This is a genomic window from Paraburkholderia sabiae (assembly GCF_030412785.1).
Taxonomy (GTDB): Bacteria; Pseudomonadota; Gammaproteobacteria; order Burkholderiales; family Burkholderiaceae; genus Paraburkholderia; species Paraburkholderia sabiae.
Genome location: NZ_CP125295.1, coordinates 6,409,431 through 6,434,619, shown reverse-complemented (window position 1 = coordinate 6,434,619; position 25,189 = coordinate 6,409,431). Strand labels below are relative to the sequence as shown.

The 25,189-nt window shown below is 64.7% G+C and carries 23 protein-coding genes; 20 read left to right on the top strand and 3 right to left on the bottom strand.

The window, feature by feature from the left end:
• Positions 1 to 2 precede the first annotated feature (2 nt).
• From motB to QEN71_RS28940, 17 genes are all read left to right on the top strand, one after another.
• Positions 3 to 1,115: a flagellar motor protein MotB gene (gene motB / locus QEN71_RS29020; protein WP_201648880.1), complete on the top strand. Its 1,113-nt coding sequence runs from the start codon at positions 3 to 5 to the stop codon at positions 1,113 to 1,115.
• Between the two features lie 69 nt (positions 1,116 to 1,184).
• Positions 1,185 to 1,547 carry a response regulator gene (locus tag QEN71_RS29015; RefSeq protein WP_201648881.1) on the top strand — a complete coding sequence of 121 codons (363 nt, stop codon included), beginning with the start codon at positions 1,185 to 1,187 and terminating at the stop codon, positions 1,545 to 1,547.
• 73 nt (positions 1,548 to 1,620) lie between these two features.
• Entirely contained in the window at positions 1,621 to 3,936 is a 2,316-nt protein-coding gene (gene cheA / locus QEN71_RS29010) for a chemotaxis protein CheA (protein WP_201648882.1), read from the top strand.
• Between the two features lie 40 nt (positions 3,937 to 3,976).
• Positions 3,977 to 4,504, top strand: coding sequence for a chemotaxis protein CheW (locus QEN71_RS29005; RefSeq protein WP_201648883.1), 528 nt, complete (start codon positions 3,977 to 3,979; stop codon positions 4,502 to 4,504).
• Positions 4,505 to 4,580: 76 nt separating this feature from the next.
• A complete protein-coding gene (locus QEN71_RS29000) occupies positions 4,581 to 6,380 on the top strand; it encodes a methyl-accepting chemotaxis protein (RefSeq protein ID WP_201648884.1) in 1,800 nt (599 codons plus the stop codon).
• Between the two features lie 248 nt (positions 6,381 to 6,628).
• A complete protein-coding gene (locus QEN71_RS28995; protein WP_201648885.1) occupies positions 6,629 to 7,570 on the top strand; it encodes a CheR family methyltransferase in 942 nt (313 codons plus the stop codon).
• Complete coding sequence (gene cheD / locus QEN71_RS28990) at positions 7,567 to 8,343, top strand: chemoreceptor glutamine deamidase CheD (RefSeq protein WP_201648886.1); 777 nt, start codon at positions 7,567 to 7,569, stop codon at positions 8,341 to 8,343. The genes QEN71_RS28995 and cheD overlap by 4 nt, the downstream gene beginning before the upstream one ends.
• Before the next feature lie 5 nt (positions 8,344 to 8,348).
• Positions 8,349 to 9,449, top strand: coding sequence for a protein-glutamate methylesterase/protein-glutamine glutaminase (locus QEN71_RS28985; protein WP_201648887.1), 1,101 nt, complete (start codon positions 8,349 to 8,351; stop codon positions 9,447 to 9,449).
• A 73-nt stretch (positions 9,450 to 9,522) separates the two neighbouring features.
• Complete coding sequence (cheY, locus tag QEN71_RS28980; RefSeq protein WP_028364056.1) at positions 9,523 to 9,918, top strand: chemotaxis response regulator CheY; 396 nt, start codon at positions 9,523 to 9,525, stop codon at positions 9,916 to 9,918.
• A gap of 1 nt (position 9,919) precedes the next feature.
• On the top strand, positions 9,920 to 10,639 hold the full coding sequence (gene cheZ / locus QEN71_RS28975; protein ID WP_201648888.1) for a protein phosphatase CheZ: 720 nt from the start codon (positions 9,920 to 9,922) through the stop codon (positions 10,637 to 10,639).
• A 287-nt stretch (positions 10,640 to 10,926) separates the two neighbouring features.
• Positions 10,927 to 11,484, top strand: a complete 558-nt coding sequence (locus QEN71_RS28970; RefSeq protein ID WP_201648889.1) for a DUF2844 domain-containing protein — start codon at positions 10,927 to 10,929, stop codon at positions 11,482 to 11,484.
• 16 nt (positions 11,485 to 11,500) lie between these two features.
• The gene (locus QEN71_RS28965) at positions 11,501 to 12,763 is read left to right on the top strand and encodes a DUF3443 domain-containing protein (RefSeq protein ID WP_201648890.1); all 1,263 of its coding nucleotides are present in this window, start codon (positions 11,501 to 11,503) and stop codon (positions 12,761 to 12,763) included.
• Positions 12,764 to 12,963: 200 nt separating this feature from the next.
• On the top strand, positions 12,964 to 14,172 hold the full coding sequence (flhB, locus tag QEN71_RS28960) for a flagellar biosynthesis protein FlhB (RefSeq protein ID WP_201649003.1): 1,209 nt from the start codon (positions 12,964 to 12,966) through the stop codon (positions 14,170 to 14,172).
• Positions 14,169 to 16,268 (top strand): flagellar biosynthesis protein FlhA, encoded by a 2,100-nt coding sequence (gene flhA / locus QEN71_RS28955; RefSeq protein ID WP_201648891.1) that lies wholly within the window; start codon positions 14,169 to 14,171, stop codon positions 16,266 to 16,268. The genes flhB and flhA overlap by 4 nt, the downstream gene beginning before the upstream one ends.
• Before the next feature lie 331 nt (positions 16,269 to 16,599).
• Positions 16,600 to 18,483, top strand: coding sequence for a flagellar biosynthesis protein FlhF (gene flhF / locus QEN71_RS28950; protein WP_201648892.1), 1,884 nt, complete (start codon positions 16,600 to 16,602; stop codon positions 18,481 to 18,483).
• Entirely contained in the window at positions 18,476 to 19,345 is an 870-nt protein-coding gene (locus tag QEN71_RS28945; protein ID WP_201648893.1) for a MinD/ParA family ATP-binding protein, read from the top strand. The genes flhF and QEN71_RS28945 overlap by 8 nt, the downstream gene beginning before the upstream one ends.
• A 22-nt stretch (positions 19,346 to 19,367) precedes the next feature.
• Positions 19,368 to 20,102 carry an RNA polymerase sigma factor FliA gene (locus tag QEN71_RS28940; protein ID WP_201648894.1) on the top strand — a complete coding sequence of 245 codons (735 nt, stop codon included), beginning with the start codon at positions 19,368 to 19,370 and terminating at the stop codon, positions 20,100 to 20,102.
• Between the two features lie 790 nt (positions 20,103 to 20,892).
• On the opposite strand, the gene QEN71_RS28935 is transcribed toward QEN71_RS28940, so the two are convergent.
• The 3 genes from QEN71_RS28935 to flgA all read right to left on the bottom strand — a co-directional run bounded on the left by QEN71_RS28935 (position 20,893) and on the right by flgA (position 23,186).
• Positions 20,893 to 21,339, bottom strand: coding sequence for a flagella synthesis protein FlgN (locus QEN71_RS28935; protein WP_201648895.1), 447 nt, complete (start codon positions 21,337 to 21,339; stop codon positions 20,893 to 20,895).
• A gap of 97 nt (positions 21,340 to 21,436) precedes the next feature.
• Complete coding sequence (flgM, locus tag QEN71_RS28930; RefSeq protein ID WP_201648896.1) at positions 21,437 to 21,775, bottom strand: flagellar biosynthesis anti-sigma factor FlgM; 339 nt, start codon at positions 21,773 to 21,775, stop codon at positions 21,437 to 21,439.
• A gap of 106 nt (positions 21,776 to 21,881) precedes the next feature.
• Positions 21,882 to 23,186: a flagellar basal body P-ring formation chaperone FlgA gene (flgA, locus tag QEN71_RS28925; RefSeq protein ID WP_201648897.1), complete on the bottom strand. Its 1,305-nt coding sequence runs from the start codon at positions 23,184 to 23,186 to the stop codon at positions 21,882 to 21,884.
• A 239-nt stretch (positions 23,187 to 23,425) separates the two neighbouring features.
• Here flgA and flgB point away from each other — a divergent pair, with 239 nt between their 5' ends.
• From flgB to QEN71_RS28910, 3 genes are all read left to right on the top strand, one after another.
• Positions 23,426 to 23,917, top strand: coding sequence for a flagellar basal body rod protein FlgB (gene flgB / locus QEN71_RS28920; protein WP_201648898.1), 492 nt, complete (start codon positions 23,426 to 23,428; stop codon positions 23,915 to 23,917).
• A gap of 107 nt (positions 23,918 to 24,024) precedes the next feature.
• Positions 24,025 to 24,450 carry a flagellar basal body rod protein FlgC gene (gene flgC / locus QEN71_RS28915; RefSeq protein ID WP_012402298.1) on the top strand — a complete coding sequence of 142 codons (426 nt, stop codon included), beginning with the start codon at positions 24,025 to 24,027 and terminating at the stop codon, positions 24,448 to 24,450.
• 11 nt (positions 24,451 to 24,461) lie between these two features.
• A complete protein-coding gene (locus QEN71_RS28910) occupies positions 24,462 to 25,172 on the top strand; it encodes a flagellar hook assembly protein FlgD (RefSeq protein ID WP_201648899.1) in 711 nt (236 codons plus the stop codon).
• The last annotated feature ends 17 nt before the right edge of the window (positions 25,173 to 25,189 follow it).

The window sequence follows — 25,189 nt, the reverse complement described above, 5'->3', positions numbered from 1 at the left end:
CGATGAGCAAGGACAAAGACCGCGCAATCGTTGTCAAGCGCGCTGCGCCGAAGAAAGGCGGCCACCACGGTGGCGCCTGGAAGCTCGCGTATGCGGACTTCATGACGGCGATGATGGCGTTCTTCCTGCTGATGTGGCTGCTCAGCTCGGCCTCGACGGTTCAGCTGAAGGGCATCGCCGATTACTTCAATCAGCCGCTGAAGATCACGCTGTGGGGCGGCGATCGCAGCGCGATCGATTCGAGCCAGATTCCCGGCGGCGGCCGCGACATCTCGACGGACAAGGACGGCATCACGCGTCAGACGGACGGCTCGATCAATCGCGCCGAACACACGGCCGCGCGTGCCGACGACCAGGCGTTGCAGCAGTTGCAGGGCGCGGTCGAACGACGCGAACAGGTTCGACTGCACGACCTGCAGGTGAAGCTGATGGCCGCGATCGAAGCGAACCCGGTGCTGCGTCAGTTCAAGCAGCAGATCCGCATCGACTCGACGCTGCAGGGCTTGCGCATCGAAATCGTGGATACGCAGAAGCGCCCGATGTTCGCGACCGCGCAGGCGATCGTGCAGCCGTACATGCACGACATCCTGCAGGCGATCGGCTCGACGCTGAACGACGTGCCGAACCGCATCGTCGTGCAGGGCCACACGGACGCCGTGCCGTACGCGGGCGGCGACAAGGGCTACAGCAACTGGGAGCTGTCGGCGGACCGCGCGAATGCGTCGCGACGTGAGCTGATCGCGGGCGGCATGGACGAAGCGAAGGTGCTGCGCGTGCTGGGTCTCTCATCGACGCAGAACCTGAACAAAGCCGATCCGCTCGACCCGGAAAACCGGCGCATCAGCATCATCGTGCTGAACAAGCGCTCGGAAGACGCGTTGATGCAGGACGACACCAGTTCGACGACGTTGTCGAACGACGCAGCGGGCGCCAGCAAGCCGCTGCTGCAGAAGATTACCCAGCCGGTTTCGCCGCCTGCTGCGCAGCCTCAGTCGCCGTCGGCCAAAGCGCCGCACGCGATGCAGAAGAGCGCGGCAGGAATGGTCGAAGCGGCCTCGGTCGCGCCGCAGGACGCGGCTGACAAGAGCGCGGCGCCTGCCACGGCGACGCAATGACAGACAGCGGATGGCGGGCGCGCGCAACGAGGCGCAACCGCAATCCATCGTGAGCGCAGTGAGGATTGAATGATCAGGCACATTCTGGCAATCGACGATTCGGCAGCGATGCGGCAAATTCTTGCCGCGACGCTGACAGGTGCCGGCTATGAGGTGACGCTCGCGGCCGACGGCGACGAAGGGCTCGAAAACGCGCTCGCCATGCCGTTCGACCTCGTGCTGACCGACCAGCACATGCCGGGACGGACCGGCCTCGATCTGATCGCCGCACTGCGCGGCAACCCTTCGTATCGCGACACGCCGATCCTGGTCCTCACGACTGAATCCGGCGAGCCTTTCAAGGCAGCGGCGCGCGACGCGGGCGCGACGGGGTGGATCGAAAAACCGCTCGACCCCGACATGCTGACCGAACTGGTCGCGGCGCTCGCCTGAGCGCACCGGACAGGCAACAGCAACCGATATTTGGAAGTGGCATAGCAGCCAGGACTCTCGCGGTGACACACGCATGACACTCGACATCACTCAGTTCTACCAGACGTTCTTCGACGAAGCGGACGAACTGCTCGCGCAAATGGAGCAGCTGCTCCTGAACCTGGACGTCGGCCATCCCGATCCCGAGGATCTGGCCGCGATCTTTCGCGCGGCGCATTCGATCAAGGGCGGCGCGGCGACGTTCGGCTTCACGGCGCTGACCGAGACGACGCACATTCTCGAGTCGCTCCTCGACCGCGCGCGCAACAACGAAATCAAGCTGCGCAAGGACATGATCGACACGTTCCTCGAAACCAAGGACGTGCTGTCCGGCCAGCTGGCCGACTACCGCGCGAGCGCGGAGCCCGACGGCGCCGTCGCGGCCGCGATCTGCGCGAAGCTCGAACGGCTGCACGCGGAAAGCAGCGGCGCGGCAGCAGCGCCCGCCGCCGCACCCGCGGCAGCACCGGCAGCAGCCGAGCTCGTGGCGGAAGGCCATGCGCCGGAGCATGTCGTCGAACAGGCAGTAGAAGCCGCAGGCGAATGGGCAGAGAACGAACCGGCACAGACCGGCGCTGCTTCGTCCGATGCGGCTGCAGGACCCCATCTGAAAATTACGCTACGGGGCGTGGGGGAAAAGGACCAGGAACTCCTGACCGAAGAGTTGGGCAACCTGGGCCGAATCGTTGGACAGGTGAAGGCGGGCGGCGACATCACGCTGTGGCTGGAATCCGATGTGTCGTCCGACGACATCACGGCCGTGTGCTGTTTCGTGATCGACGAAAGTCAGATCGTGATCGGCCGCGGCGCAGCGCCGGCAAGCGGCGCGGAGCAAGGTGCACCTGGAGCATCCGAATCCGCCCAGTCCGAGCCGGCGCAGGCAGTACAAGCGGGGGGCACGGCGAGCGGCGGCGCGGGGGCGCCTGCCGCAGTCGTGCAGGCGGCGCCTGTCGCCGCACAGCCTGCCGCGCAAGCGGCAGCTCAACCCGCAGCACAAGCGACGCCTGCACCGGCCGAGGCCGCAATCGTTACACCGGCAGCGGCAGCGCAGCCGGAAGCGAGCGCGTCCGCACCGGCAGCGGCGCCCGCGGCAAAGGCCGCGCCTGCATCCGCCGAAGGCGATCGCAAGGCGCGTCCGGCAGCGGCCGCGAATGCAGGCGAAGGCAGCTCGATCCGCGTGGGCGTCGAAAAGGTCGACCAGCTGATCAACCTGGTCGGCGAACTGGTGATCACGCAAGCGATGCTGGCCGAGACCACCAGCACGTTCGATCCGGCGCTGCACGACCGCCTTTTCAACGGCATGGCGCAACTGGAGCGCAACGCGCGCGATCTCCAGGAAGCCGTCATGTCGATCCGCATGATGCCGATGGATTACGTCTTCAGCCGCTTCCCGCGTCTCGTGCGCGATCTGGCGGCGAAGCTCGGCAAGCAGGTTGAACTCGTCACCTTCGGTCAGGCGACCGAACTCGACAAGAGCCTGATCGAACGTATCATCGATCCGCTGACTCACCTCGTGCGTAACAGCCTCGACCACGGCATCGAAACGGTCGAAGCGCGCAAGGCGGCGGGCAAGGATTCGACGGGCCAGCTGGTGCTGTCGGCGGCGCATCACGGCGGCAACATCGTGATCGAAGTGAGCGACGACGGCGCGGGTCTGCGCCGCGACAAGATTCTCGCGAAGGCCGCGAAGCAGGGCATGTCCGTCAGCGACACGATGACGGACGACGAAGTCTGGAACCTGATTTTCCTGCCGGGCTTCTCGACGGCGGAGCAGGTCACGGACGTGTCGGGCCGCGGCGTCGGCATGGACGTGGTGAAGCGGAACATCCAGTCGATGGGCGGTCACGTCGAAATCACGTCGCAGGCGGGCAAGGGCAGCACGACACGCATCATTCTGCCCCTCACGCTGGCGATTCTCGACGGCATGTCGGTCAAGGTGGGCAGCGAGATTTTCATCCTGCCGCTGAACTTCGTGATGGAGTCGCTGCAGCCGCAAGCCGACGACATCTACACCGTGGCGAACGGCGAACGCGTCGTGCGCGTGCGCGGCGAATATCTGCCGCTCGTCGCGCTGCACGAAGTGTTCTCGGTCGACGGCGCGCGCACGGAACCGACGCAGGGCATCGTCACCATCATGCAGACGGAAGGACGCCGCTTCGCGATGCTGATCGACGAACTGGTCGGCCAGCAGCAGGTGGTGGTGAAGAACCTCGAAACGAACTACCGCAAGGTACACGGCATTTCCGCCGCGACCATTCTCGGCGACGGCAGCGTCGCGCTGATCGTGGACGTGGCTGCATTGAACCGCGAGACGCGGGCGTCGCACGGTGCGGCGCTCTCGCTCGCCTGAAACTGAAATTCAACTCATCCCAACCGTTTTGGGGGCAAACGTGGCAGAAGTCCAATCCATCAATTCGAACGGCGTAGCCGGTTCGATCGGCCGCCGCGACGCGCAAGCCGACGCGAGCGGTCAGGAATTCCTGATCTTCACGCTCGGCGCCGAAGAGTACGGCATCGACATCCTGAAGGTGCAGGAAATCCGCGGCTACGACAGCGTGACGCGCATCGCGAACGCGCCCGAGTTCATCAAGGGCGTGATCAATCTGCGCGGCATCATCGTGCCGATCGTCGACATGCGCATCAAGTTTCACCTCGGCCGCGTCGAGTACGACCATCAGACGGTGGTGATCATCCTGAACGTCGCGGGCCGCGTGGTCGGAATGGTCGTGGACGGCGTGTCGGACGTGCTGACGCTGGCCGTCGACCAGATCATGCCGGCGCCGGAATTCGGCGCGACGCTGACGGCCGAGTACCTGACGGGCCTCGGCACCGTCGACGGCCGCATGCTGATCCTGATGGACATCGAGAAGCTGATGACCAGCCGGGAAATGGCGTTGACGGAAACGCTCGGCCGGTAACAGGCAGGTAGCGACGCAAGCAGGGCGGGACGCAGGAACGCCGCAGGGACCAGACAGGTAATCAGGGAGTAGAACAATGCTGAGCAGATGGTCGATCCGGACGACGCTGACGATCGTAGGGGTCATTCTGGCTGCGCTGACGGTGATCGTCGGGGCGCTCGGGCTCACCGCACTGAGCCGCTCGGGCGATGCACTCGACAGCATGGCGCATGGCGACATGGTCGCGATCCGCACGCTGAACGACTCGTCTTCGTTCCTGTTGCGCTCGCGCGTTTCGCTCGACCGCGTCAACGCACTGACGGCGGCGGGCGAGATCGAGCAGTCGAAGCAGGTGCTCGACCGCGCGGCCGAACTGCTCGGCAAATCGAACGAAAACTGGCAGGCGTTCCTGAACACCCCGAAGAACGGCATCGATCAGGCATTGATCGACGCCGTGGTCGCGAAGCGCGCGACGCTGATCAACGACGGCGTGAACCCCGAGTTCACGGCGCTGCGCGCAAGCGATCTGTCCGGCTATCACGCGATCGCCGACACGAAGATCAGCCCGATGTTCGTCAGCTACGACAACGCGGCGTCGCCCGTCGTCAAGGCGTTGCAGGCGCACGCGGACCAGCAGCAGGAAAACACGGACGCGCAGATGAAGATGCTGCGCGCAGCGATCATCGCCGTGATTGCAGTGGCGCTCGTGCTCGTCGTGGCGATCCGATTCGCGATGCGCGGCATGATCGTGCAGCCGCTGAACGACGCGGTGGCGTGCTTCGAGAAGATCGCGAAGGGCGACCTCACGCAGCAGGTGGACACGACGGGCAGCAATGAAATCGGCCGCCTGTTCAAGGCCGTCAAGACGATGCAGGACAGCCTCGCGACGATGATCAAGTCGGTGCACACGAGCGTCGAGTCGATCGACACGGGTGCGCGCGAAATCGCGATGGGCAACACGGACCTGTCGCAGCGCACCGAGCAGCAGGCGGCGTCGCTGCAGGAGACGGCGTCGAGCATGGAGCAGTTGACGGGCACCGTGAAGCAGAACGCCGATAACGCGCGCCAGGCGAGCCAGCTTGCTGTGAACGCATCCGACATCGCGATGCGCGGCGGCGAAGTGGTCAGCCAGGTGGTGAGTACGATGCAGGACATCGCGACCAGCTCGAACAAGGTCGTCGACATCATCAGCGTGATCGAAGGCATTGCCTTCCAGACGAACATTCTCGCGCTGAACGCAGCCGTCGAAGCAGCGCGCGCAGGCGAACAGGGCCGCGGCTTCGCGGTCGTCGCAGGCGAAGTGCGCAGCCTCGCGCAACGCAGCGCGAGCGCGGCGAAGGAAATCAAGGAACTGATCGGCGACTCCGCCGACAAGGTCCAGAGCGGCTCGGCGCTCGTCGGCCGTGCAGGCGCGACGATGGACGAGATCGTGCAGGCCGTGCGCCGCGTGACGGACATCATGGGCGAGATCAGCGCGGCATCGGAAGAACAGTCGGGCGGCATCGAGCAGGTCAATCGCGCCGTCGTGCAGATGGATGAAGTGACGCAGCAGAACGCGGCGCTCGTCGAAGAGGCTGCGGCTGCTGCCGCGTCGCTCGAAGAGCAGACGCGCACGCTGCAGTCGGTGATCGGGCAGTGGCGTGTGCAGGGCGGCGCGAAGAGCGTGTCGCCGGTGAATACGGCAAACACGGCGAAGAGCCGCGTGAAGGCAGCCGTTGCGCATGCGGCTAAACCGGTGGCGCCGGCGCAGCCAGCCGCCGCAAAGACGGAAGCGGCAACGGCAGCAGCAGCCCCCGCACGCGTCGAACCGGCAGTGAAGAAAGCATCCGCCGAACCCGCGCCGCGCAAGACGGCGGCCGTGGCTGCGTCGTCGGATGCCGATTGGGAAACGTTCTGACGAACGGTGGATGGCCATGCGAACTCCCGGCACATCGTCCCGAGGCGGACGTTTCCGCGCGACGCGTCCTGATGGCGCGAGCGCAGCGGGCTATGAATTTGCAGTGGCAGCAGAGTTGAAACAGCAAGTGAAACAGGCCGCGGCGCTGGCGACAGCGCTCGCAACATCGCAGGCAGTATCGAAGGCAACAGCGGCATTGGCAGGATCGACGGGCGGTGCGGCGCTCCTTATGGCAGACGGAAGACATCATGATGGCAACGCGCGCGCAATCACGCCCTGAGCGGGCAGAGCCGGTTCGAACCGGCGAGCAGGCACGCGACTTCGAGTTCACTTCGGCGGATTTCGCCCGGATTCGTGAACTGATTCACCGCAGCGCAGGCATTTCGCTGTCCGATCACAAGCGGGACATGGCATACAGCCGTCTCGCGCGCCGTTTGCGCGCGCGCGGGCTGGATACGTTCCGCCAGTATCTCGACATGCTCGAAGCGGACAACGATCCCGCCGAGTGGGAAGCCTTCACCAACGCGCTCACGACGAACCTCACCGCGTTCTTTCGCGAAGCGCATCACTTTCCGATTCTCGCCGAGTTCGTCTCGCGGCGGCCCGCGCCTGTGTCGGTGTGGTGCTCGGCGGCATCGACGGGCGAGGAGCCGTATTCGATCGCGATGACGCTGATCGAAGCGCTCGGCGATCACGCCGCGCGTCAGGCGACCGTGCTCGCGACGGACATCGACACTCAGGTGCTCGCCAAAGGCGAAGCGGGCATGTACCAGTTCGATCAGGTCAAGCATCTGTCGCCGGAACGTCTCAAGCGCTTCTTTCTGAAGGGCACGGGCGCGCACGCAGGCATGGTGAAGGTGCGCCCCGAAGTGCGCGCGATGATCCGCTTCGAACAGCTGAACCTGACCGATCGCGACTACCGGCTGAACTCGCAGTTCGACGCGATCTTCTGCCGCAACGTGATGATCTATTTCGACAAGCCGACGCAGGCGCAGGTGCTGTCGCGCTTCGATCCGCTCGTGAAGCCGGGCGGTCTGCTGTTCGCCGGGCACTCGGAGAACTTCACGTACGTCACGCAGGCGTTCCGTCTGCGCGGCCAGACCGTCTATGAACTGACGCGCGACGCAGGCACGGGCCGCACGGCTGCGCGTGCGTCGAGCCATGCTGCGACGAGCGGGGTGCCAGCATGAGCGGCCTGCCGATCGCAACCAATCTGTATTTCGACAACCACTTCCAGCGCCCCGGCGTGAAGCTGCTGCCGAACGAGTTCTACACGACGCACGAAGACATGGTGCTCGTCACGGTGCTCGGCTCGTGCGTGGCGGCCTGCATCCAGGATCGCACGGCGGGGATCGGCGGCATGAATCACTTCATGCTGCCCGACGACGGCGCCGATGTCGCGCAGGCGGCCTCCGATTCGATGCGCTACGGCGCGTACGCGATGGAAGTGCTGATCAACGAACTGATCAAGGCGGGCGGCCGCCGCGAGCGTTTCGAGGCCAAGGTGTTCGGCGGCGCGGCCGTGCTGGCGGGCATGACGACGATGAACATCGGCGATCGCAATTCGGCGTTCGTGCGGCGTTATCTCGCGCTCGAAAAGATCCGCATCGTCGCCGAAGACCTGGAAGGCAAGCATCCGCGCAAGGTCGCGTTCATGCCGCGCACCGGTCAGGTGATGGTGAAGAAGCTGCGTCTGCAGCAGGAAGAAGGTGTGGCCGAGCGCGAACAGGCGCTCGCCCGGCAAACGGCCGAAGAACGCGCCGAGCGGCTCGCGAGAGCGCGTGCGCGCGTCGAACTGTTCTCGGCTCCCGCTGCCGCGAAACCGCGTATCGAACTGTTCGGCGCGAGCGGAACGGCTGCTGGCGCGGCGCGTCCTGCCGGCACGAAACCGCGTATCGAATTATTTGGCGCCACTGCGCGCCCGAACCAATCAACAAACGCCAGGACTGTAGAGGAGGCGTGAGCGCTGTGCAAAAGATCAAAGTATTGTGCGTCGACGATTCGGCGTTGATTCGCAGCTTGATGACGGAAATCATCAACAGTCAGCCCGACATGACGGTCGTCGCCACCGCGCCGGATCCGCTCGTCGCGCGTGACCTCATCAAGCAGCACAACCCGGACGTGCTGACGCTCGACGTCGAAATGCCGCGCATGGACGGCCTCGACTTCCTCGAAAAGCTGATGCGTCTGCGTCCGATGCCCGTCGTGATGGTGTCGTCGCTGACCGAGCGCGGCTCGGAAATCACGCTGCGCGCGCTCGAACTCGGCGCCGTCGATTTCGTCACGAAGCCGAAGGTCGGCATTCGCGACGGCATGCTCGACTATTCGGAAAAGCTCGCCGACAAGATCCGCGCAGCAGCCCGCGCACGCGTGCGTCAGGCGGCGCCCGTGCAGCACGCGGCGGCGTCCGCGGCCGCTGGCGCGGCGGCTCACGCGCCGTCGCACGCACCGCTCTTCAACAACCCGCTCGTGTCGACGGAAAAGCTGATCATCGTCGGCGCGTCGACGGGCGGCACGGAAGCGATCCGTGAAGTGCTCGTGCCGCTGCCGCCCGATGCGCCCGCTGTGCTCATCGCGCAACACATGCCGCCCGGATTCACAAAATCTTTTGCACAACGCCTTAATGGTTTGTGCCGGATTACCGTTAAAGAGGCAGAGCACGGCGAACGCGTGTTGCCGGGTCATGCGTATATCGCGCCCGGCCATGCACACCTCTTGCTCGCCCGTAGCGGTGCCAACTATATTGCGCATCTGTCAGACGACCCGCCCGTCAACCGGCATCGTCCGTCTGTCGATGTGTTGTTCCGCTCGGCGGCGCAGCATGCAGGGAAGAACGCTGTCGGCGTGATTCTCACGGGCATGGGGCGCGATGGCGCCGCGGGCTTGCTGGAAATGAGGAAAGCGGGCGCATACACGCTCGCGCAGGACGAAGCGAGCTGCATTGTTTTCGGCATGCCGCGCGAGGCCATCGCGATGGGCGCCGCGGACGAAATCGCGTCGCTGTCGGAAATGAGCCGCCGCGTGATGACGCGCCTGGCTTCAATGGGCGATCGCGTTCAGCGCGTATGATGCGGGCCTCGGCGCAATTCTGAGATAAGCCGAAGACCACCGCACATCTGGATTGGGGAAAAAGGAACAGGAAATGGATAAGGGAATGAAGATTCTGGTTGTGGACGATTTTCCGACGATGCGCCGGATCGTTCGCAATCTGCTGAAGGAACTGGGCTACTCGAACGTCGACGAAGCGGAAGACGGCGCAGCCGGCCTCGCGCGTCTGCGCAGCGGCGCGTACGAGTTCGTGATTTCGGACTGGAACATGCCGAACCTCGACGGTCTCGCGATGCTGAAGGAAATCCGCGCGGACGCGACGCTCTCGCATCTGCCCGTGCTGATGGTCACGGCGGAATCGAAGAAGGAAAACATCATTGCGGCGGCTCAGGCTGGCGCAAGCGGCTATGTGGTGAAGCCGTTCACGGCTGCGACGCTCGACGAGAAGCTCAACAAGATTCTCGAGAAGATGGCAAAAACGGGGAGCTGATGTGAACCCACCGATCAACGAGCAAGGCGCCCGGGAAGACGGCACCGACCTCGCGACCGACCGCATCCTCGCCCGCATCGGACAGCTGACGCGCACGCTGCGCGATTCGATGCGCGAGCTGGGCATCGACAAGCATGTCGAGCGCGCGGCGGAAGCGGTGCCGGATGCACGCGACCGTCTGAAGTACATCGCGACGATGACCGAGCAGGCCGCCGAGCGCGTGCTGACGGCGATCGAGGTCGCGAAGCCGATGCAGGAGCAACTGCAGCAGGACGCAGCGGAACTCGACGCGCGCTGGGAGCAGTGGTACGCGGCGCCCATCGAGCGTGAGGAAGTGCGCGCGCTGATGAACGACACGCGCACCTTCCTGCGCGGCGTGCCGGAGCTGACGACGGCGACCAACGCGCAGATGCTCGAGATCATGATGGCGCAGGACTTTCAGGATCTGACGGGCCAGGTCATCAAGAAGATCACGGACGTCGTGTATCTGATCGAGCAACAACTGCTCGGCGTGCTGATCGACAACATCGCGGCCGAGCGGCGCGAGCAGTTCGCGGCAACGGCCCAGCAGCTCGCGGCGGAAGCCCAGCAAGAGCCGCTGTCGCCGACGGGCAGCCCGCAGAGTCTGCTGAACGGTCCGCAGATCAATCCGGAAGGCAAGACGGACGTGGTGCAGGATCAGGGTCAGGTGGACGATCTGCTCGCAAGCCTCGGTTTCTGAGGCAGCGCGCCTCGCTTTCCCTCTGACGCTTCGCGCGTCATTCCGCCTGGACCCGGTGCCCGCCGATGCAAGCTGCATCGGCGGGTGCTCCGTCGCACAATTAGTAACGGATCGCTGTCATCATCCACTGGCATACTACGGCCAGGGGAGGACGGTTCGCGGCCCGACACAAGGCGTCGCCTTGCACGCGCAGATGTCGTGCGCTGCGCCGTTTGCTCCTGAAATCAACAAGTCGGGCCCGCGGATTGCGGGTACTGTCCGCTGTCGATTGGGGGAGGTGTCAAACCATGTCGATCCGCTTCAGGCGTGCTGTCGTTGCTTCAGCGCTTGCATTCTCCAGTTCTCTGCTCGTTCCGCTGACTGCCAGTGCGGCGTTGGGCGGCAACCCGATGACGCCGCCCACCGGGGCGAGCGCCACCACACGCACCGTGTCCCCGCCGACGTCGAATGGCCTCGCAGTGATGCGCAGCGCATCCTCGGCCGGTTCCGGCACGACCGCTTCTTCCGCAACGTCTACCACTTCGGCCTCGTACTCCGTCAACGAAACGACGCTCGGAAACGGCACGGTGATCCGCGAATACGTGTCGTCGGCGGGCAGCGTGTTCGGTCTTGCGTGGAGCGGACCGCAGATGCCCGATCTGTCCGATCTGCTCGGCAGCTATTTCCCGCAATACGTCGCGGGCGTGACGAAAGCGCGCCAGTTGCGCGGTGGCGGCCACGGGCCGGGCGTCGTACAGGACAGCGGGCTCGTCGTGCATTCGGCCGGCCATATGGGCGCATTCTCCGGCCAGGCGTATCTGCCGCAGGCATTGCCGGCTGGCGTCAGCGCCACCGACATCAAATGACGACGGGAGACCCATTATGCGATTTGCGTTGAAGCTCGAAGCAGGCGTGCGCGTCGTCAAGGGCGTGCTGGCCGTGTCCGTCGTCGCGATGACGGCGTTCGTCGCGGCCTGCGGCGGAGGCGGGGGCTCGTCGTCGTCGAACAACAACAGTAACAGCGGGCCGAACCAGCAGCCGATTGCCGCGAACGCGGCGAACACGCTGGCCGTGACGGTCGGACGCGGCGTGAAGGGCGTGATCAACATACCGACGGTCAGCGTGATCGTGTGCGCACCGAACACGACGAACTGCACGACCATCGACAACGTGCTGCTCGACACGGGTTCGTATGGTCTGCGCATCGTCAACAGCAGCGCGGTGGCGGCGCTCAATCTTCCCGTCCAGACGGCGACGGCGGGCGGCCAGCTGGCCGAATGCACGCATTTCGCAGACGGCTTCACGTGGGGCACGACGCGCACGGCGACCGTGAAACTCAGCGGCGAAACGGCGAGCAATATCCCGATTCAGGTGATCGGCGATCTGGCCGATTCGACGGTTCCGTCGAGCGGCTGCGTCAACGGCAGCAACGAGAGCACGGCCGATGCGCTCGGCGCGAACGGCATCCTCGGGCTTGGCGTGGCGCCCGTCGATTGTGGCGACGCATGCGCGGTGCAGGCGAACGTTGCGCAGTTCAGCAACTACTACGCATGCCCGAACGGCGCGAACTGCACGCGCACGCTGGCGGAAACCACGAAACAGGTTGCTAACCCGATTCCGAAATTCGCCGTCGACAACAACGGCGTGATCGTGCAGATGGCGCCCATTTCGTCGAGCGGCGCGGCGTCGGCGACGGGGACGGTGGTGTTCGGCATCGGCACGCAGTCGAACAACGGCAATGCGGCGGGCGCGACCTATACGACCGATGCATCCGGCGATTTTCCGTCGCGTGGCCAGTCCAACACCGTGTTCCTCGATTCGGGGTCGAACGGCTACTTCTTCCAGGACAGTTCGATACCGATGTGCACGGGCAACCTCTCCGACTTCTACTGCCCGAGTTCGACTCTGCAGCGCACGGTGAACCTCACGGGCGCGAACGGCGTGACAGGCACGGCGACGATCAACATCGCGAACGCCCAGTCGCTGCTCAGCAACGCGAACAACTATGCGTTCAACGACCTCGGCGGCCAGGTCATGTCGCTGACGGGGACCGATCTCGGCCTGCCGTTCTTCTTCGGCCGATACGTCTACTACGGGATGGACAAGCGCGCATCGGGCGGCGCGGCGCCGTTCGTCGCGTTCTGATCCGGCGAGGCGGCCCGTTTCAAAGCGGGCCGCCGCCTCGTTCCGCTCCGCCCGCCAGGCAGCCGACGCGCGATTACACCGCCCGATCGGTTGAAATACCCCGGTTTCCCCGCCCTTATCCGTCAATCGCCCCTCGACGTCTGCAGGAATAATCGCTCTCACTGAAAAAGGGCATGTCGCCCGATCAGATGGAGAGCACGTTGGCAGAGGATAGCGACCTCGAAAAAACCGAATCAGCCACCCCCCGGCGCCTCGAAAAGGCGCGCGAGGAGGGGCAGGTTGCGCGTTCGCGCGAGCTGGCGACGTTCGCCCTCGTCGCGGCGGGCTTTCTCGGCGCGTGGGGCTTGTCGGGTTTGATCGGCGAGCACGCGCAGTCGATGCTGCGCACCGCCTTCACCTTCAATCACGACACGGTATTCGATCCCAAGCGCGCCTTCATCAGCGCCGGCTCCAACGCGCGCGAGGCCGCATACATGCTGCTGCCGCTGCTCGCGATGCTCGGCCTCGCCGCGCTGCTCGCGCCGATGGCGATGGGCGGCTGGCTGCTGTCGACCAAATCGCTGTCGCCGAATCTCGAGCGCCTGAACCCGATCTCGGGTCTCGGCCGCATCTTTTCGATCAACGGCTGGATCCAGCTCGGCATGTCGATGGCGAAGATCATCGTGGTCGGGCTGATCGGCGGGCTGTCGATCTGGCATCGCCGAGAGGACATCCTCGCGCTCGCCACGCAGCCGCCGCACGTCGCGCTCGCGAACGCGGGCCATCTGATCGCCGTGTGCTGCGCGATGACGGTCGCGGGCATGTTCCTGCTCGCGGCGATGGACGTGCCGTACCAGCTGTGGCACTTCCACAAGAAGCTGCGCATGACCAAGGAAGAAGTGAAGCGCGAGCATCGCGAAAGCGAAGGCGATCCGCACGTGAAGGCGCGCCTGCGCTCGCAGCAGCGCTCGATGGCGCGTCGCCGGATGATGGCGAACGTGCCGAAGGCCGACGTCGTCGTGACCAACCCGACGCACTTCGCGGTCGCGCTGCAGTACTCGGACGGCGAGATGGGCGCGCCGAAGGTGGTCGCAAAGGGCGTGAACCTCGTGGCCGCGCGCATCCGCGAACTGGCCGTCGAGAACAACGTGCCGCTGCTCGAAGCGCCGCCGCTCGCGCGTGCGCTGTATCACAACGTCGAATTGAATCGCGAGATTCCGGGCGCGCTGTACGGCGCCGTCGCGGAAGTGCTCGCGTGGGTTTATCAACTGCGCCGCTTCAAGGAAGACGGTGGCGTTGCGCCTGTCGCTCCGACGGAACTCGACGTTCCGGCGGAACTGGACAAGGGCGGCGTGTCGGATGACGACGCCGACCAGGAAGCCGCCGATGCACTCGGTGGCGACAATCAAAGTAATGGAGTATCAGCATGAACGCCCGCGCAGGTTTCCTTTCACGACGGCCGGAGGCGCTGAACGGCACCAACCTCCGGGCACTGGCGGGCCCGCTTCTGATCTGCATGATCCTCGGCATGATGATTCTGCCGTTGCCGGCGTTCCTGCTCGATCTGCTGTTCACGTTCAATATCGCGCTGTCCGTGATGGTGCTGCTCGTCAGCATGTACACGATGAAGCCGCTCGACTTCGCGGCCTTCCCGAGCGTGCTGCTGTTCTCGACGCTCCTGCGGCTGTCGCTGAACGTCGCGTCGACCCGTATCGTGCTGCTCGAAGGCCACACGGGCCCGGGCGCGGCGGGCGCGGTGATCGAGGCGTTCGGCCACTTCCTCGTGGGCGGCAACTTCGCGGTCGGTATCGTCGTGTTCGTGATCCTGATGGTGATCAACTTCATGGTGATCACGAAGGGCGCGGGGCGTATCGCCGAAGTGTCCGCGCGCTTCACGCTGGACGCGATGCCCGGCAAGCAGATGTCGATCGACGCCGACCTCAACGCCGGCATGATCAACGAAGATCAGGCTCGCAAGCGCCGGATGGAAGTCTCGCAGGAAGCCGAGTTCTACGGCTCGATGGACGGTGCGAGCAAGTTCGTGCGCGGCGACGCGATCGCCGGTCTGCTGATCATGGTGATCAACATCATCGGTGGGTTGATTGTCGGTGTCGTGCAGCACGGCATGGATTTCGCCGACGCGGGCAAGACCTACACGCTGCTGACCATCGGTGACGGCCTCGTCGCACAGATTCCGTCGCTCGTGATTTCGACGGCAGCGGGTGTGATCGTGTCGCGCGTCGCGACTGACGAAGACATCGGCACGCAGCTGACGGGTCAGCTCTTCACGAATCCGCGCGTGCTGATGATCACGGGCTCGATTCTCGTGCTGATGGGCCTGATTCCGGGCATGCCGCACTTCGCGTTTCTGCTGCTCGGCGGCGGCGCGATCCAGCTTGCCCGCACGATGAAAAAGCGCGCAGCGCAGAGCAAGACGTCGACGGCGCTCGCCGAAGTCGCACCGCAGGCGCTCACACCGTCGGAAGCGACGGAAGCCAGCTGGGACGACGTGACGATGATCGACGCGCTCGGCCTCGAAGTCGGCTATCGCCTGATCCCGCTCGTCGACAAGAACTCGGACGGCGAACTGCTGAAGCGCATCAAGAACATCCGCAAGAAGTTCGCGCAGGAAATCGGCTTTCTGCCGCCCGTCATTCATATCCGCGACAACCTCGAATTGCGGCCGAACGGTTACCGGATCGCGCTCAAGGGCGTCGAAGTGGGTGTCGGCGAGGCGTATCCGGGCCAGTGGCTCGCGATCAACCCCGGCCAGGTCACGGCCGCGCTGCCAGGCACGCCGACCACGGATCCCGCGTTCGGGCTGCCTGCGATCTGGATCGACACGAATCTGCGCGAACAGGCGCAGGTGTACGGCTACACGGTGGTCGATTCGAGCACGGTCGTCGCGACGCATTTGAACCACCTCGTCGTCACGCACGCTGCGGAACTGCTCGGTCGCCAGGAAGTGCAGGCGCTGATCGAGCGCATGCAGAAGGACGCCGCGCCGCTCGTCGACGATGTCGTGCCGAAGATGCTGCCCGTCGCGACGCTGCAGAAGGTGCTGCAGAACCTGCTCGAGGAAGGCGTGCCCATCCGCGACATGCGCACGATCCTCGAAGCGCTGTCGGAACATGGCGGCAAGATCACCGATCCGCACGATCTGACGGCCGCCGTGCGCCTCGCGCTCGGCCGCGCGATCACGCAGCAGTGGTTCCCCGGCAACGGCGACATTCAGGTGATGGGTCTCGACTCGAATCTGGAGCGGCTCTTGACCCAGGCGCTCGCGACGGGCGTCAATCCCGGACTCGAGCCGGGCCTCGCGAACACGCTGCTGATGGAGACGCAGAAGGCGATGACGCGCCAGCAGAACCTCGGCCTCACGCCGGTGATGCTCGTCCAGCATTCGCTGCGTGCGATGCTCGCGCGCTTCCTGCGGCGCAGCCTGCCGCAACTCAAGGTGCTGTCGTATGCGGAAGTGCCTGATACGCGGCACGTGCGCGTGGTGAACGTGATCGGCGCGCACTAATCGGCGCGCACTGAGCGCCGCGCGACTCTCTCGCGCGGTTTCATCCGCGTCTGGTTTCCCGAAGGCCGGTCCGCATCTCGCGGCCGGCCTTTTTCACTGGAGCGCGCACGGGGCCTTGATACACAAGGCTGCGCGCGTTGTGCGGCGCGGCGCGGCGTTGCCCGCCGGTCAAAATTCCCGAGGTTTCGGGCCGTTGCATGTGCACCGAATGCCTGAATTGCCAGCGTTTCACCGTCTTTATTGCCCGATGGTGGTTGGACGTCTTTCGCAATAATTCATCTCATCGGGAAACGGTATGTCGCCGGTCCGCGTAGCTCATCGGAGAATCAGCTTGAACATTCGCAAATTTGTCGGTGCAACGAGTCGTGACGCACTGCGTCTCGTCCGTGAGGCATTGGGCTCCGATGCAGTCGTGTTGTCGAATCGCACCAACGAAGACGGCACCGTCGAAATCGTCGCCGTGGCCGACAGCGATCTGAGCGCAATTACGCCGCGCAGCCAGGAAGGCGCCGCAGCAGGCGCTAACGCAGCAGCCAGCGTCGGCATGAACGCAGCAGCAGGCGGCGCACGTGCGCTGATGGCGCCCACCGCATCGTCCGCGCCGTCGATGTCGGTCAATCCGTATGCGAGCGGAATGCCTGACGTGTTCTCGTCGGTGTTCGGCGCGAGCCCGGAAGCAGGCACGGAGCGCATGGCCGCCGCGAGCGAAGAGAAGGCCGAGCCGCAAGCGGCCGCCGCCGCGAGCGCAGCAGCCGAAGCGCCCGCCGCACGCGCAACGGATGACGTGCGCGTTGAACTGCGCGCAGAAGCACGCAGCGAACTCCCCGCAGCGCCTGCCGCCGCCGCGAAGTCGGCCGCGCCCGCGATGCCCGAAGCACCCGTGCGCCAGCGCACGATGGCTGAAACGAATCCGTGGCTGATCGATCACGCGCGCCGCATCGCGGCCAAGGACGTGGTTCCGGCAGCCAATCCGACGATGACGCCCGCCGCTGCAGTTGCGCGTGGTCTGGGCGCACCCGTCGACGCCAGCAGGGAAGACGCGAAGCCCGACTGGGCGCGCGAAGCCGCGCAGGTCGCCGCACGCCGCGCCGCGCAGAAGAACAACATCGTGCCGACCGTGGCGGAAGGCGCGAGCGACATCAACACCCGCGACGGCCGCAAGAGCGGCGCCGCCGACATCACGCCGAAGGTCGCCGCCGCGCTGACGGATTCGATCCAGTCGCGCATCGAGCAGATGGTCAACGAGACCGTGATGCAGGAACTCGGCGCGATGCGCGGCATGATGGAAGAACAGTTCGCCGGCCTGCTGTGGGCCGACCGCCAGCGCCGCAGCCCGACGCACGCCACGCTGACCAAGCATCTGTTCGCAGCCGGTTTCTCGGCGCAACTGGTGAAGATGGTGATCGACAACCTGCCGGAAGTCGAAGGCATGGAAGACGGCATGGAGTGGGTGAAGACGGTGCTCGAATCGAACGTGCCCGTGATGGAAAACGAAGACGCGCTGATGGAGCGCGGCGGCGTGTTTGCGCTGATGGGCCCGACGGGCGTTGGCAAGACCACGACCACGGCCAAGCTCGCGGCGCGCTGCGTGATGCGCTTCGGCGCCAGCAAGGTCGCGCTGCTCACCACCGACAGCTACCGGATCGGCGGTCATGAGCAGCTGCGCATCTTCGGCAAGATTCTCGGCGTGTCGGTACATGCCGTAAAGGACAGCGCCGACCTGACGCTCGCGCTCTCCGAACTGCGCAACAAACACATCGTGCTGATCGACACGATCGGCATGAGCCAGCGCGATCGCCTCGTGTCCGACCAGATCTCGATGCTGTGTCGCGCCGGTCAGCCCGTGCAGCGCCTGCTGCTGCTGAACGCGACGAGCCACGGCGACACGCTGAACGAAGTCGTGCAGGCGTATCAGAACGCGCCGGACCAGCAGCCGCTCGCCGGCTGCATCCTGACCAAGCTCGACGAAGCGACCAATCTGGGCAGCGTGCTCGACACGGTGATCCGCTACAAGCTGCCCGTGCATTACGTATCGACGGGACAGAAGGTGCCGGAGAACCTGTACGTCGCCACGAAGAAATTTTTGATCAAGAGCGCCTTCTGCATTCCGCGCGACAACTCGCCGTTCGTCCCGCAGGACGAGGACGTGCCGGCGCTGCTGTCGGCCCTGTCGGCCCGTTCGACCGCCGATCTGCACGAGGTTCGCTTTGGATAAGTTCGTGCTGGATCAGGCTGAAGGACTGAGGCGCCTGCTGGCGCGCTCCGGCTCGCGGATCGTGGCCGTCGCTGGCGGCTCGCATGGCGTGGGCGTGACGACGACGGTGGTGAATCTCGCCGCCGCGCTCGCGGAGCAGGGCAAGGACGTACTCGTGATCGACGAGTCGCTCGGCGAGCGCTCGGTGAGCGCGATGCTGGGCGGCGTGCGCGGCGCAGGCAATTTCGCCGCGGTGATGCGCGGCGAGATGACGCTCGATCAGGCGGCTGGCCGTCACGCGCTGGGCTTCGCGGTGCTCGCAGCATCGCGCGGCAATCGCGAAAGCTGCACGCCGGAACAGATGGGCGTGGTGCTGAGCGGGCCGGCCGATGTCGTGCTGATCGACGCGCAGGTGGATCGCGAAGGCTCGCTGTCCGCGCTGGCGATGCAGTCCCACGACGTGATGGTCGTGACGCGCGTCGCGGCGCAGGCGATCACCGATGCGTATGCGTGCATGAAGCGTTTGCACTTCGCGCATGCGATTGCGCAGTTTCGTGTGCTCGTGAACCACGTGCAGAGCGTGGCCGATGCGCACACCGCTTTTGAAAATCTGGCGGGCGTGGCGGGGCGTTATCTCGCTGTGTCGCTGGAAGATGCCGGCTGCGTTGCAGCCGATCCTTTGATGGCGCGAGCCACGGATTTGTCGCGTTGTGTCGTCGATGCTTTCCCATCGGCACCTGCTGCGCGCGATTTCCGTCATATCGCAGCCGAACTGCAGTACTGGCCGATGCGGCCAGCGATTTCGTCACGGACGCATGGCGTGCCGCGGACGACCGTAACTACGGCGCAATTCGCCGATCAACCGTCTGCGCAGCACGCCTGAGGGCAAGGATAAGGGGAGCACGATGTACAACGCTCAAGGAAAAATTTCGCAAGCCGACGTTTTGACGAAATACGCACCGCTGGTGCGCCGTCTCGGTTTGCAGCTCGTCGCCAAGATGCCGGCGAGCGTCGATCTCGACGATCTGATTCAGGCCGGCATGATTGGCCTGCTCGACGCGGCGAGCCGTTACAAGGAAGACCAGGGCGCGCAGTTCGAGACGTACGCGAGCCAGCGGATTCGCGGCGCGATGCTCGACGAGCTGCGCAGCAACGACTGGCTGCCGCGTAGCTTGCGCCGCACGTCGCGCGAGGTCGAAAGCGCCGTGCATCAGGTCGAGCAGTCGCTGGGCCGTTCGGCGAGCGAGACGGAGATTGCCGAGCATCTGAAGATGCCGCTCGACGAGTATCAGTCGATGCTGCAGGATCTGCACGGCAGCCAGCTGATTTACTACGAAGACTTCGATCGTTCGGCGGATGACGAGCCGTTCCTCGACCGTTATTGCGTCGATCATTCGGATCCGCTGTCGGCGTTGCTGGATGAGTCGCTGCGCGGTGCGCTGGTCGAGGCGATCGACCGGTTGCCCGAGCGGGAGAAGCTCCTCATGTCGCTTTACTATGAGCGCGGGTTGAATCTGCGTGAGATTGGAGCTGTGATGGAAGTGAGCGAGTCTCGCGTTTGTCAGTTGCATTCGCAGGCTGTTGCTCGGTTGAGGACTCGCTTGCGCGAGCAGGCCTGGGCTTCGGCTGAGACTAGCTAAGGTTTTTTCTTTGCCCGGCGGGCGGCTTTCTCGGGTCGTTCGCTGTTGCTTCTTTTCTTCGAAAGAGCTGATCTTTTTTTAGGTCGGCTCTTTTTGTTTTTGTGCCTTTGCCTTTGCCTTTGCCTTTGCTTTTGCTTTCGCTTTCGCCTTCGCTGGCATCCGCTCTATCGTTTTGGTTTATTAGCGTTGCCCCTGTGCGGGGCGGCAGTTACTTTCTTTGCCGCCGCAAAGAAAGTAACCAAAGAAAGCGGCTTCACACCTCCGGTGCCTGCCAGGTTCGCGCTGGGCCATGCCGCAGTTGAGCTGTCGCGCAGCGACGCCAACACTCCGTAGAAAGCCCGCAGTCGGGCGCGCGCGGCAGGAAAGATGACATCCACTTGGAGCACATTCGGTCGGCTTGTTTTTGTCCGTCTGCCGTCGGTCCAATGGCGGCGGTATGTGCTCCAGACTGTGTGTGGGTTTTCGCGCCGTGCGCGGTTGACTGCGGGCTTTCTACGGGGTGTTGGCGTCGCTACGCAATAGCTCAACCGCGGCACGCGGCAGCGTTATCCTGGCAGGCACTGGAGGTTCAAAGCGGCTTTCTTTTGCCTACTTTTCTTTGCCGCTGCAAAGAAAAGTAGGTGCCGCCCCGCACAGGGGCAACGCTAGCAAACCGATACGTCAACGCGGATGCCAGCAAAAGCAAAGGCAAAAACCAAAAACCGAAAACCCAAAAAACAAAACCGGCACCAAAAGGCACCGGTCCGGTAGAGAACAGAAGGGGATCCAAAGGGGCGAAGCCCCTTAAAAATCAAACCCCAAAAGCAGGAACCCGCCCATCGGGCCCATAAAGCGCACCACGCTCCGGCCCAACGGCCACATTAAGAGCAGCAAGCGCCCGCCGGTTGTACTCCATCCGAGTACGAATCAGCGCACCGTTCGTGGTATTGAACCGCTTGGCGCGCTCAACAGCCTTCTGCAACAAGGACCACTGCGTCGCAAGACGCGAATCGTTGGCGACGGCCAGTTCCATGCCCTTCCATCCGGCAGGATAGCCAAGCTGCGCCAGCTGCGTGTCGCGCACCTTTTCAAGCGTGGAGAGTTTGTCCACCAGCTCCATCTTCTTTTCGACGATGGGCGGCAGCGTGTCGATGGGGTGCACCGTGGTCAGTGCTCGCTCCTCGGCTGCGAGGACGGAGGCAAACAGCTCCACAGCGGAATATTCGTCGATGACGGTGGCAAGCAGGGCGTCTTTCATCACAAAGCAACTCGCTAGGCACCGGATTGCGTCGACCGCAAACCGGATTTGTCACAAATACCGCCCGGCACCCTGCGCACCGCTCATCGGTGCGTCATCAGTTGCCGGACTGGCTCTTCTTTTGCAGCAGGTCGCGCGCCGTTGCCAGCACGCCATCGGCGATCTTGCCGGAGTCGATCGTCAACGTACCGTCCTTGATCGCCTGCTTGATCGACTCGACATGCGCCGTATCGATATCCGACGAACCGGCGCTAGCGAGGCTGTGCAACTGCGACGACAGCCCCGACAGATTGACATTCGCGGCGCCCGACGTGCTCGCGCCCGTCGACGTTGCCGTGCCTGCGCCGCCCGTCGTGGCGGCGTCACTTTGCTGCGGGCGCTGCAGCCCGTCTTTCAACGTCTGCAGGCCGGAATGGTTAGTGGAATCAACTTTCACGATTGGCTTCCTGTGCGATTTGAATGTAATAACGGCATTCACCCATCGAACTTTAGCTCAACCGATCCGACACGTTTTTCAACTTGTAACGGCTGGAAACTCCGCGTCAGAGCTGGATTTCGACCGTCCCGGCGTCCTTCACGATGCCCTGGATGATCTGTCCGTTCGCCGTCTTCACCCGCACCGGCTGACCCGGCGCCGCGTTGTTCATCGCGCTGCCTTCCGCCGAAATCGCGAAGCCCGGACCCAGCGCAACCACTTTCACGCTCTGGCCGATCGATACGGCCTCGGCGCTCTTCAACATGTCGCGGCGCAGCGGCAAGCCCGCCGACACGCGCATCAACGCGACCGAGCCGACCGCCTGCGCCGGATCGGTGATCACGGCTTGCGGCAGCAGCGTCAGATCGCCGTCGCGCGCGATGAGATCGGCGGCGGACAGCAGCTCGCCCGGCGCAATCGCGCGCGCGGCGAGGAAATATGTCGCGTGAATCGAAACCTTGGCCTGCAGATACAGCGTCCACGGACGCTCGCCCGCGCAGCGCACGCCGACCGTCGTGCGGCCCCAGACGCGCGCGCCCGTCGGCAGGAACGGCTCGAGCGTCGTGCACGCGGCGAGACCGCGCGGAAACACCGTCGCGACGGTGATGTCGACCTTGCCCGGCAAGCCCGCCGACTGCTGCTGCAAATAGGCAAGCGCCGCGCGGCGGATCGCTTCGCCGTCCTGCTGTCCTGCGGGTACGGGCGCGGCGGGTTGAGCCGCAGCTTGTGCGGACGGCTGCGCGGGAGCCGGTGCAGCGGCAGGCGTTGCCGCAGCCACGCCATTGCGTGCGGTAGCGTTGCGCAGTTGCGCGGCAGCGGCATTGCCAGCGGGCGGATTGACGGCGATCGGCTGAACGGCTGCTGCCTGACGCGCGGCGGCCGGAGCCGGCGCGACCATCACGGGCATCACCTGACGCGCGGCCGGTTGCAGGCTCACGCGCATCATGCCTGGCGCACTCGTATTCATATTAGCGGCGGCAACGGGCGCAGCCTTCTGCGCCGTCGCGTCGCCCGCGCCCGGAATCACAATCGCGCCATCGGCATGCGCGGCTTGCGCGAAGCGGTCCGCATCGCCGCGCGGATTCGCGGCAAGCGTTGCGGGCGCAACGGTCGGCGCATTCGGAACACTCGCGCGCGGCGCGGCAGCAGGCGCCGGCGCATTGATGCGCTCGGCCATCGCCTGCAGATCGGCGGGATTCTTCTCGCCGGGGCCGGCGATCACGATCGGTCCGCCATTCGACGAACCGCTTTCCTGTGCATGCGCGACGGATGCGGCGGCGCATGCGCCGACCAGCGCCATCGCCGACAGCGTCCGGACAGCGCGCGAACCCATACGGCGAGCTTCGCGCGAAGCGTTAGCGGGCAAGGGCATGGTCGTTTCTCCTTCATTGATGCATCGGTACGCATCGCATTCTAGAGATCGCGCCTGTCGTGCAAACGGTGAATAGAGGCGTCCTTTCCCGGCTATTCGTCCGATTAAGTCTTGCGCCCCGCCCGCACAATGCGTCACATGCAAAAAGGCCTTCTGGCCGACACAGTCGAAACGCTTCTTACCGAACAAGGCGGATCGACAGTGCGGACGAGGCCTCGGACCGTTCCACGGAGAACCCAATGCTGGACAAACTCGATGCCGAATTTGCCTTTGGCCGCCAGGCGCTCGATGTGCGCGCCTATCGCCAGGAATTGCTGTCGTCGAACATCGCGAACTCCGATACGCCGGGCTACAAGGCTCGCGATATCGACTTCGCTTCGTCGCTCGCGGGCGCGCTGAAGAAAAGCGGCGGCTCGACGGCGGGCGCGTCGAACAACGCGCCGCTCGCCATGACGCAACCGGCCGGCGTGTCGCAAGGCATGTCGATGGCGTCGACCGAGCCGGGCCACATGGCCGGCAAGGCGCGCCTGATCGCCACGGGCGGCCCGACCGACGACTTCGGCCGCGTCGCCTACCGCATTCCGGCGCAGCCTTCGCTGGACGGCAACACCGTCGATCTGGACGCCGAGCGCGTGCAGTTCGCCGACAACTCGCTGCACTTCGAGTCCGGCATGACGGTGCTGTCGCAGCAGATCAAGGCCATGCTGTCGGCGATCACGTCGAACGGCTGATGAACTGCGCTGCCGTTCATACGGAAGGCAGCGCGCTGGACCAACGCTAGAAACCAAAACGCTACGGGATTAGACGCCGGTGCACCGGCAAGAGAGGTCGAAAAGCCATGCCATCCCTGATGAACATTTTCAACGTCGCCGGTTCTGCGATGTCCGCGCAGTCACAACGTCTGAACGTGACCGCCTCGAACCTCGCGAACGCCGACAGTACGACGGGCCCCGACGGCAAGCCATACAAGGCGAAGCAGGTCGTGTTCGCCGTCAATCCGATCGGCGGCGCGCGCACGGGCTCGGGCCAGCAGGTCGGCGGCGTGCAGGTGACGGGCGTCATCGACGATCCGACGCCGATGAAGACGTCGTATGAACCCGGCAACCCGGCCGCCGACGCAAACGGTTACGTCCAGTTGCCCAACGTCGACCCCGTGCAGGAAATGGTCAACATGATTTCGGCATCGCGCTCTTACCAGGCCAACGTCGAAACGCTCAACACCGCGAAACAGCTGATGCTGAAGACGCTCACGATCGGAACCTGAGGAGAACCTCCTTGACTACCAGTACCACTATCGGCAACAACGGCGCGTCCGTTTCGCAGACCCTGCTCGACACGATGAACGGCACGAACAGTGCGTCGTCGAGCAGCTCGTCGAGCGCGACGTCGGGCAGCGACCTGCAGAACACCTTCCTGCAGCTGCTCATCGCGCAGATGAAGAACCAGGATCCGACGAGCCCGATGGACAGCTCGCAGATGACCTCGCAGCTCGCGCAGATCAACACGGTGACGGGTATCGGCCAGCTGAACACGTCGCTGACCTCGCTCGCATCGCAACTGACGACGAGCCAGCAGACACAGGCCGCGAACCTCATCAGCTCGACGGTGCTCGCACCGGGCAACGGCTTCTCGGTGGCATCGGGCAAGGCGACGGGCTTCGGCGTCACGCTCGCGAGCGACGCGACGGACGTGCAGGTCACGGTGAAGAACTCGGCCGGCCAGATCGTCAACACGATCGACCTCGGCAAGCAGTCGGCGGGCACGATTCCTATCGGCTGGACGCCCGTCGACAAGAGCGGCAACGCGCTGCCCGACGGCAACTACACGTTCACGGCAAGCAGCACGACGGCCAACGGCACGGGCGCGCCCGCCACGCTGTCGGCAGCGACCGTGCAGGGGATCATCAAGCAGCCGGACGGCTCGCCTGGTCTCGTCCTGTCGAACGGCAAAACGGTCGGCCTCACGTCGGTCGCCGCCATTATCTAAACGCATTCAGCATCACC

Coding starts and splice junctions, on each gene's coding strand:
- QEN71_RS29000 (WP_201648884.1), top strand. CDS start 4,581: ATGCTGAGCAGATGGTCGATCCGGACGACGCTGACGATCGTAGGGGTC.
- flhA (WP_201648891.1), top strand. CDS start 14,169: ATGAACGCCCGCGCAGGTTTCCTTTCACGACGGCCGGAGGCGCTGAAC.
- QEN71_RS29015 (WP_201648881.1), top strand. CDS start 1,185: ATGATCAGGCACATTCTGGCAATCGACGATTCGGCAGCGATGCGGCAA.
- cheA (WP_201648882.1), top strand. CDS start 1,621: ATGACACTCGACATCACTCAGTTCTACCAGACGTTCTTCGACGAAGCG.
- QEN71_RS28970 (WP_201648889.1), top strand. CDS start 10,927: ATGTCGATCCGCTTCAGGCGTGCTGTCGTTGCTTCAGCGCTTGCATTC.
- cheD (WP_201648886.1), top strand. CDS start 7,567: ATGAGCGGCCTGCCGATCGCAACCAATCTGTATTTCGACAACCACTTC.
- motB (WP_201648880.1), top strand. CDS start 3: ATGAGCAAGGACAAAGACCGCGCAATCGTTGTCAAGCGCGCTGCGCCG.
- flgC (WP_012402298.1), top strand. CDS start 24,025: ATGCCATCCCTGATGAACATTTTCAACGTCGCCGGTTCTGCGATGTCC.
- QEN71_RS28935 (WP_201648895.1), bottom strand. CDS start 21,339: ATGAAAGACGCCCTGCTTGCCACCGTCATCGACGAATATTCCGCTGTG.
- QEN71_RS28940 (WP_201648894.1), top strand. CDS start 19,368: ATGTACAACGCTCAAGGAAAAATTTCGCAAGCCGACGTTTTGACGAAA.
- QEN71_RS28995 (WP_201648885.1), top strand. CDS start 6,629: ATGATGGCAACGCGCGCGCAATCACGCCCTGAGCGGGCAGAGCCGGTT.
- QEN71_RS28965 (WP_201648890.1), top strand. CDS start 11,501: ATGCGATTTGCGTTGAAGCTCGAAGCAGGCGTGCGCGTCGTCAAGGGC.
- flgB (WP_201648898.1), top strand. CDS start 23,426: ATGCTGGACAAACTCGATGCCGAATTTGCCTTTGGCCGCCAGGCGCTC.
- cheY (WP_028364056.1), top strand. CDS start 9,523: ATGGATAAGGGAATGAAGATTCTGGTTGTGGACGATTTTCCGACGATG.
- flgA (WP_201648897.1), bottom strand. CDS start 23,186: ATGCCCTTGCCCGCTAACGCTTCGCGCGAAGCTCGCCGTATGGGTTCG.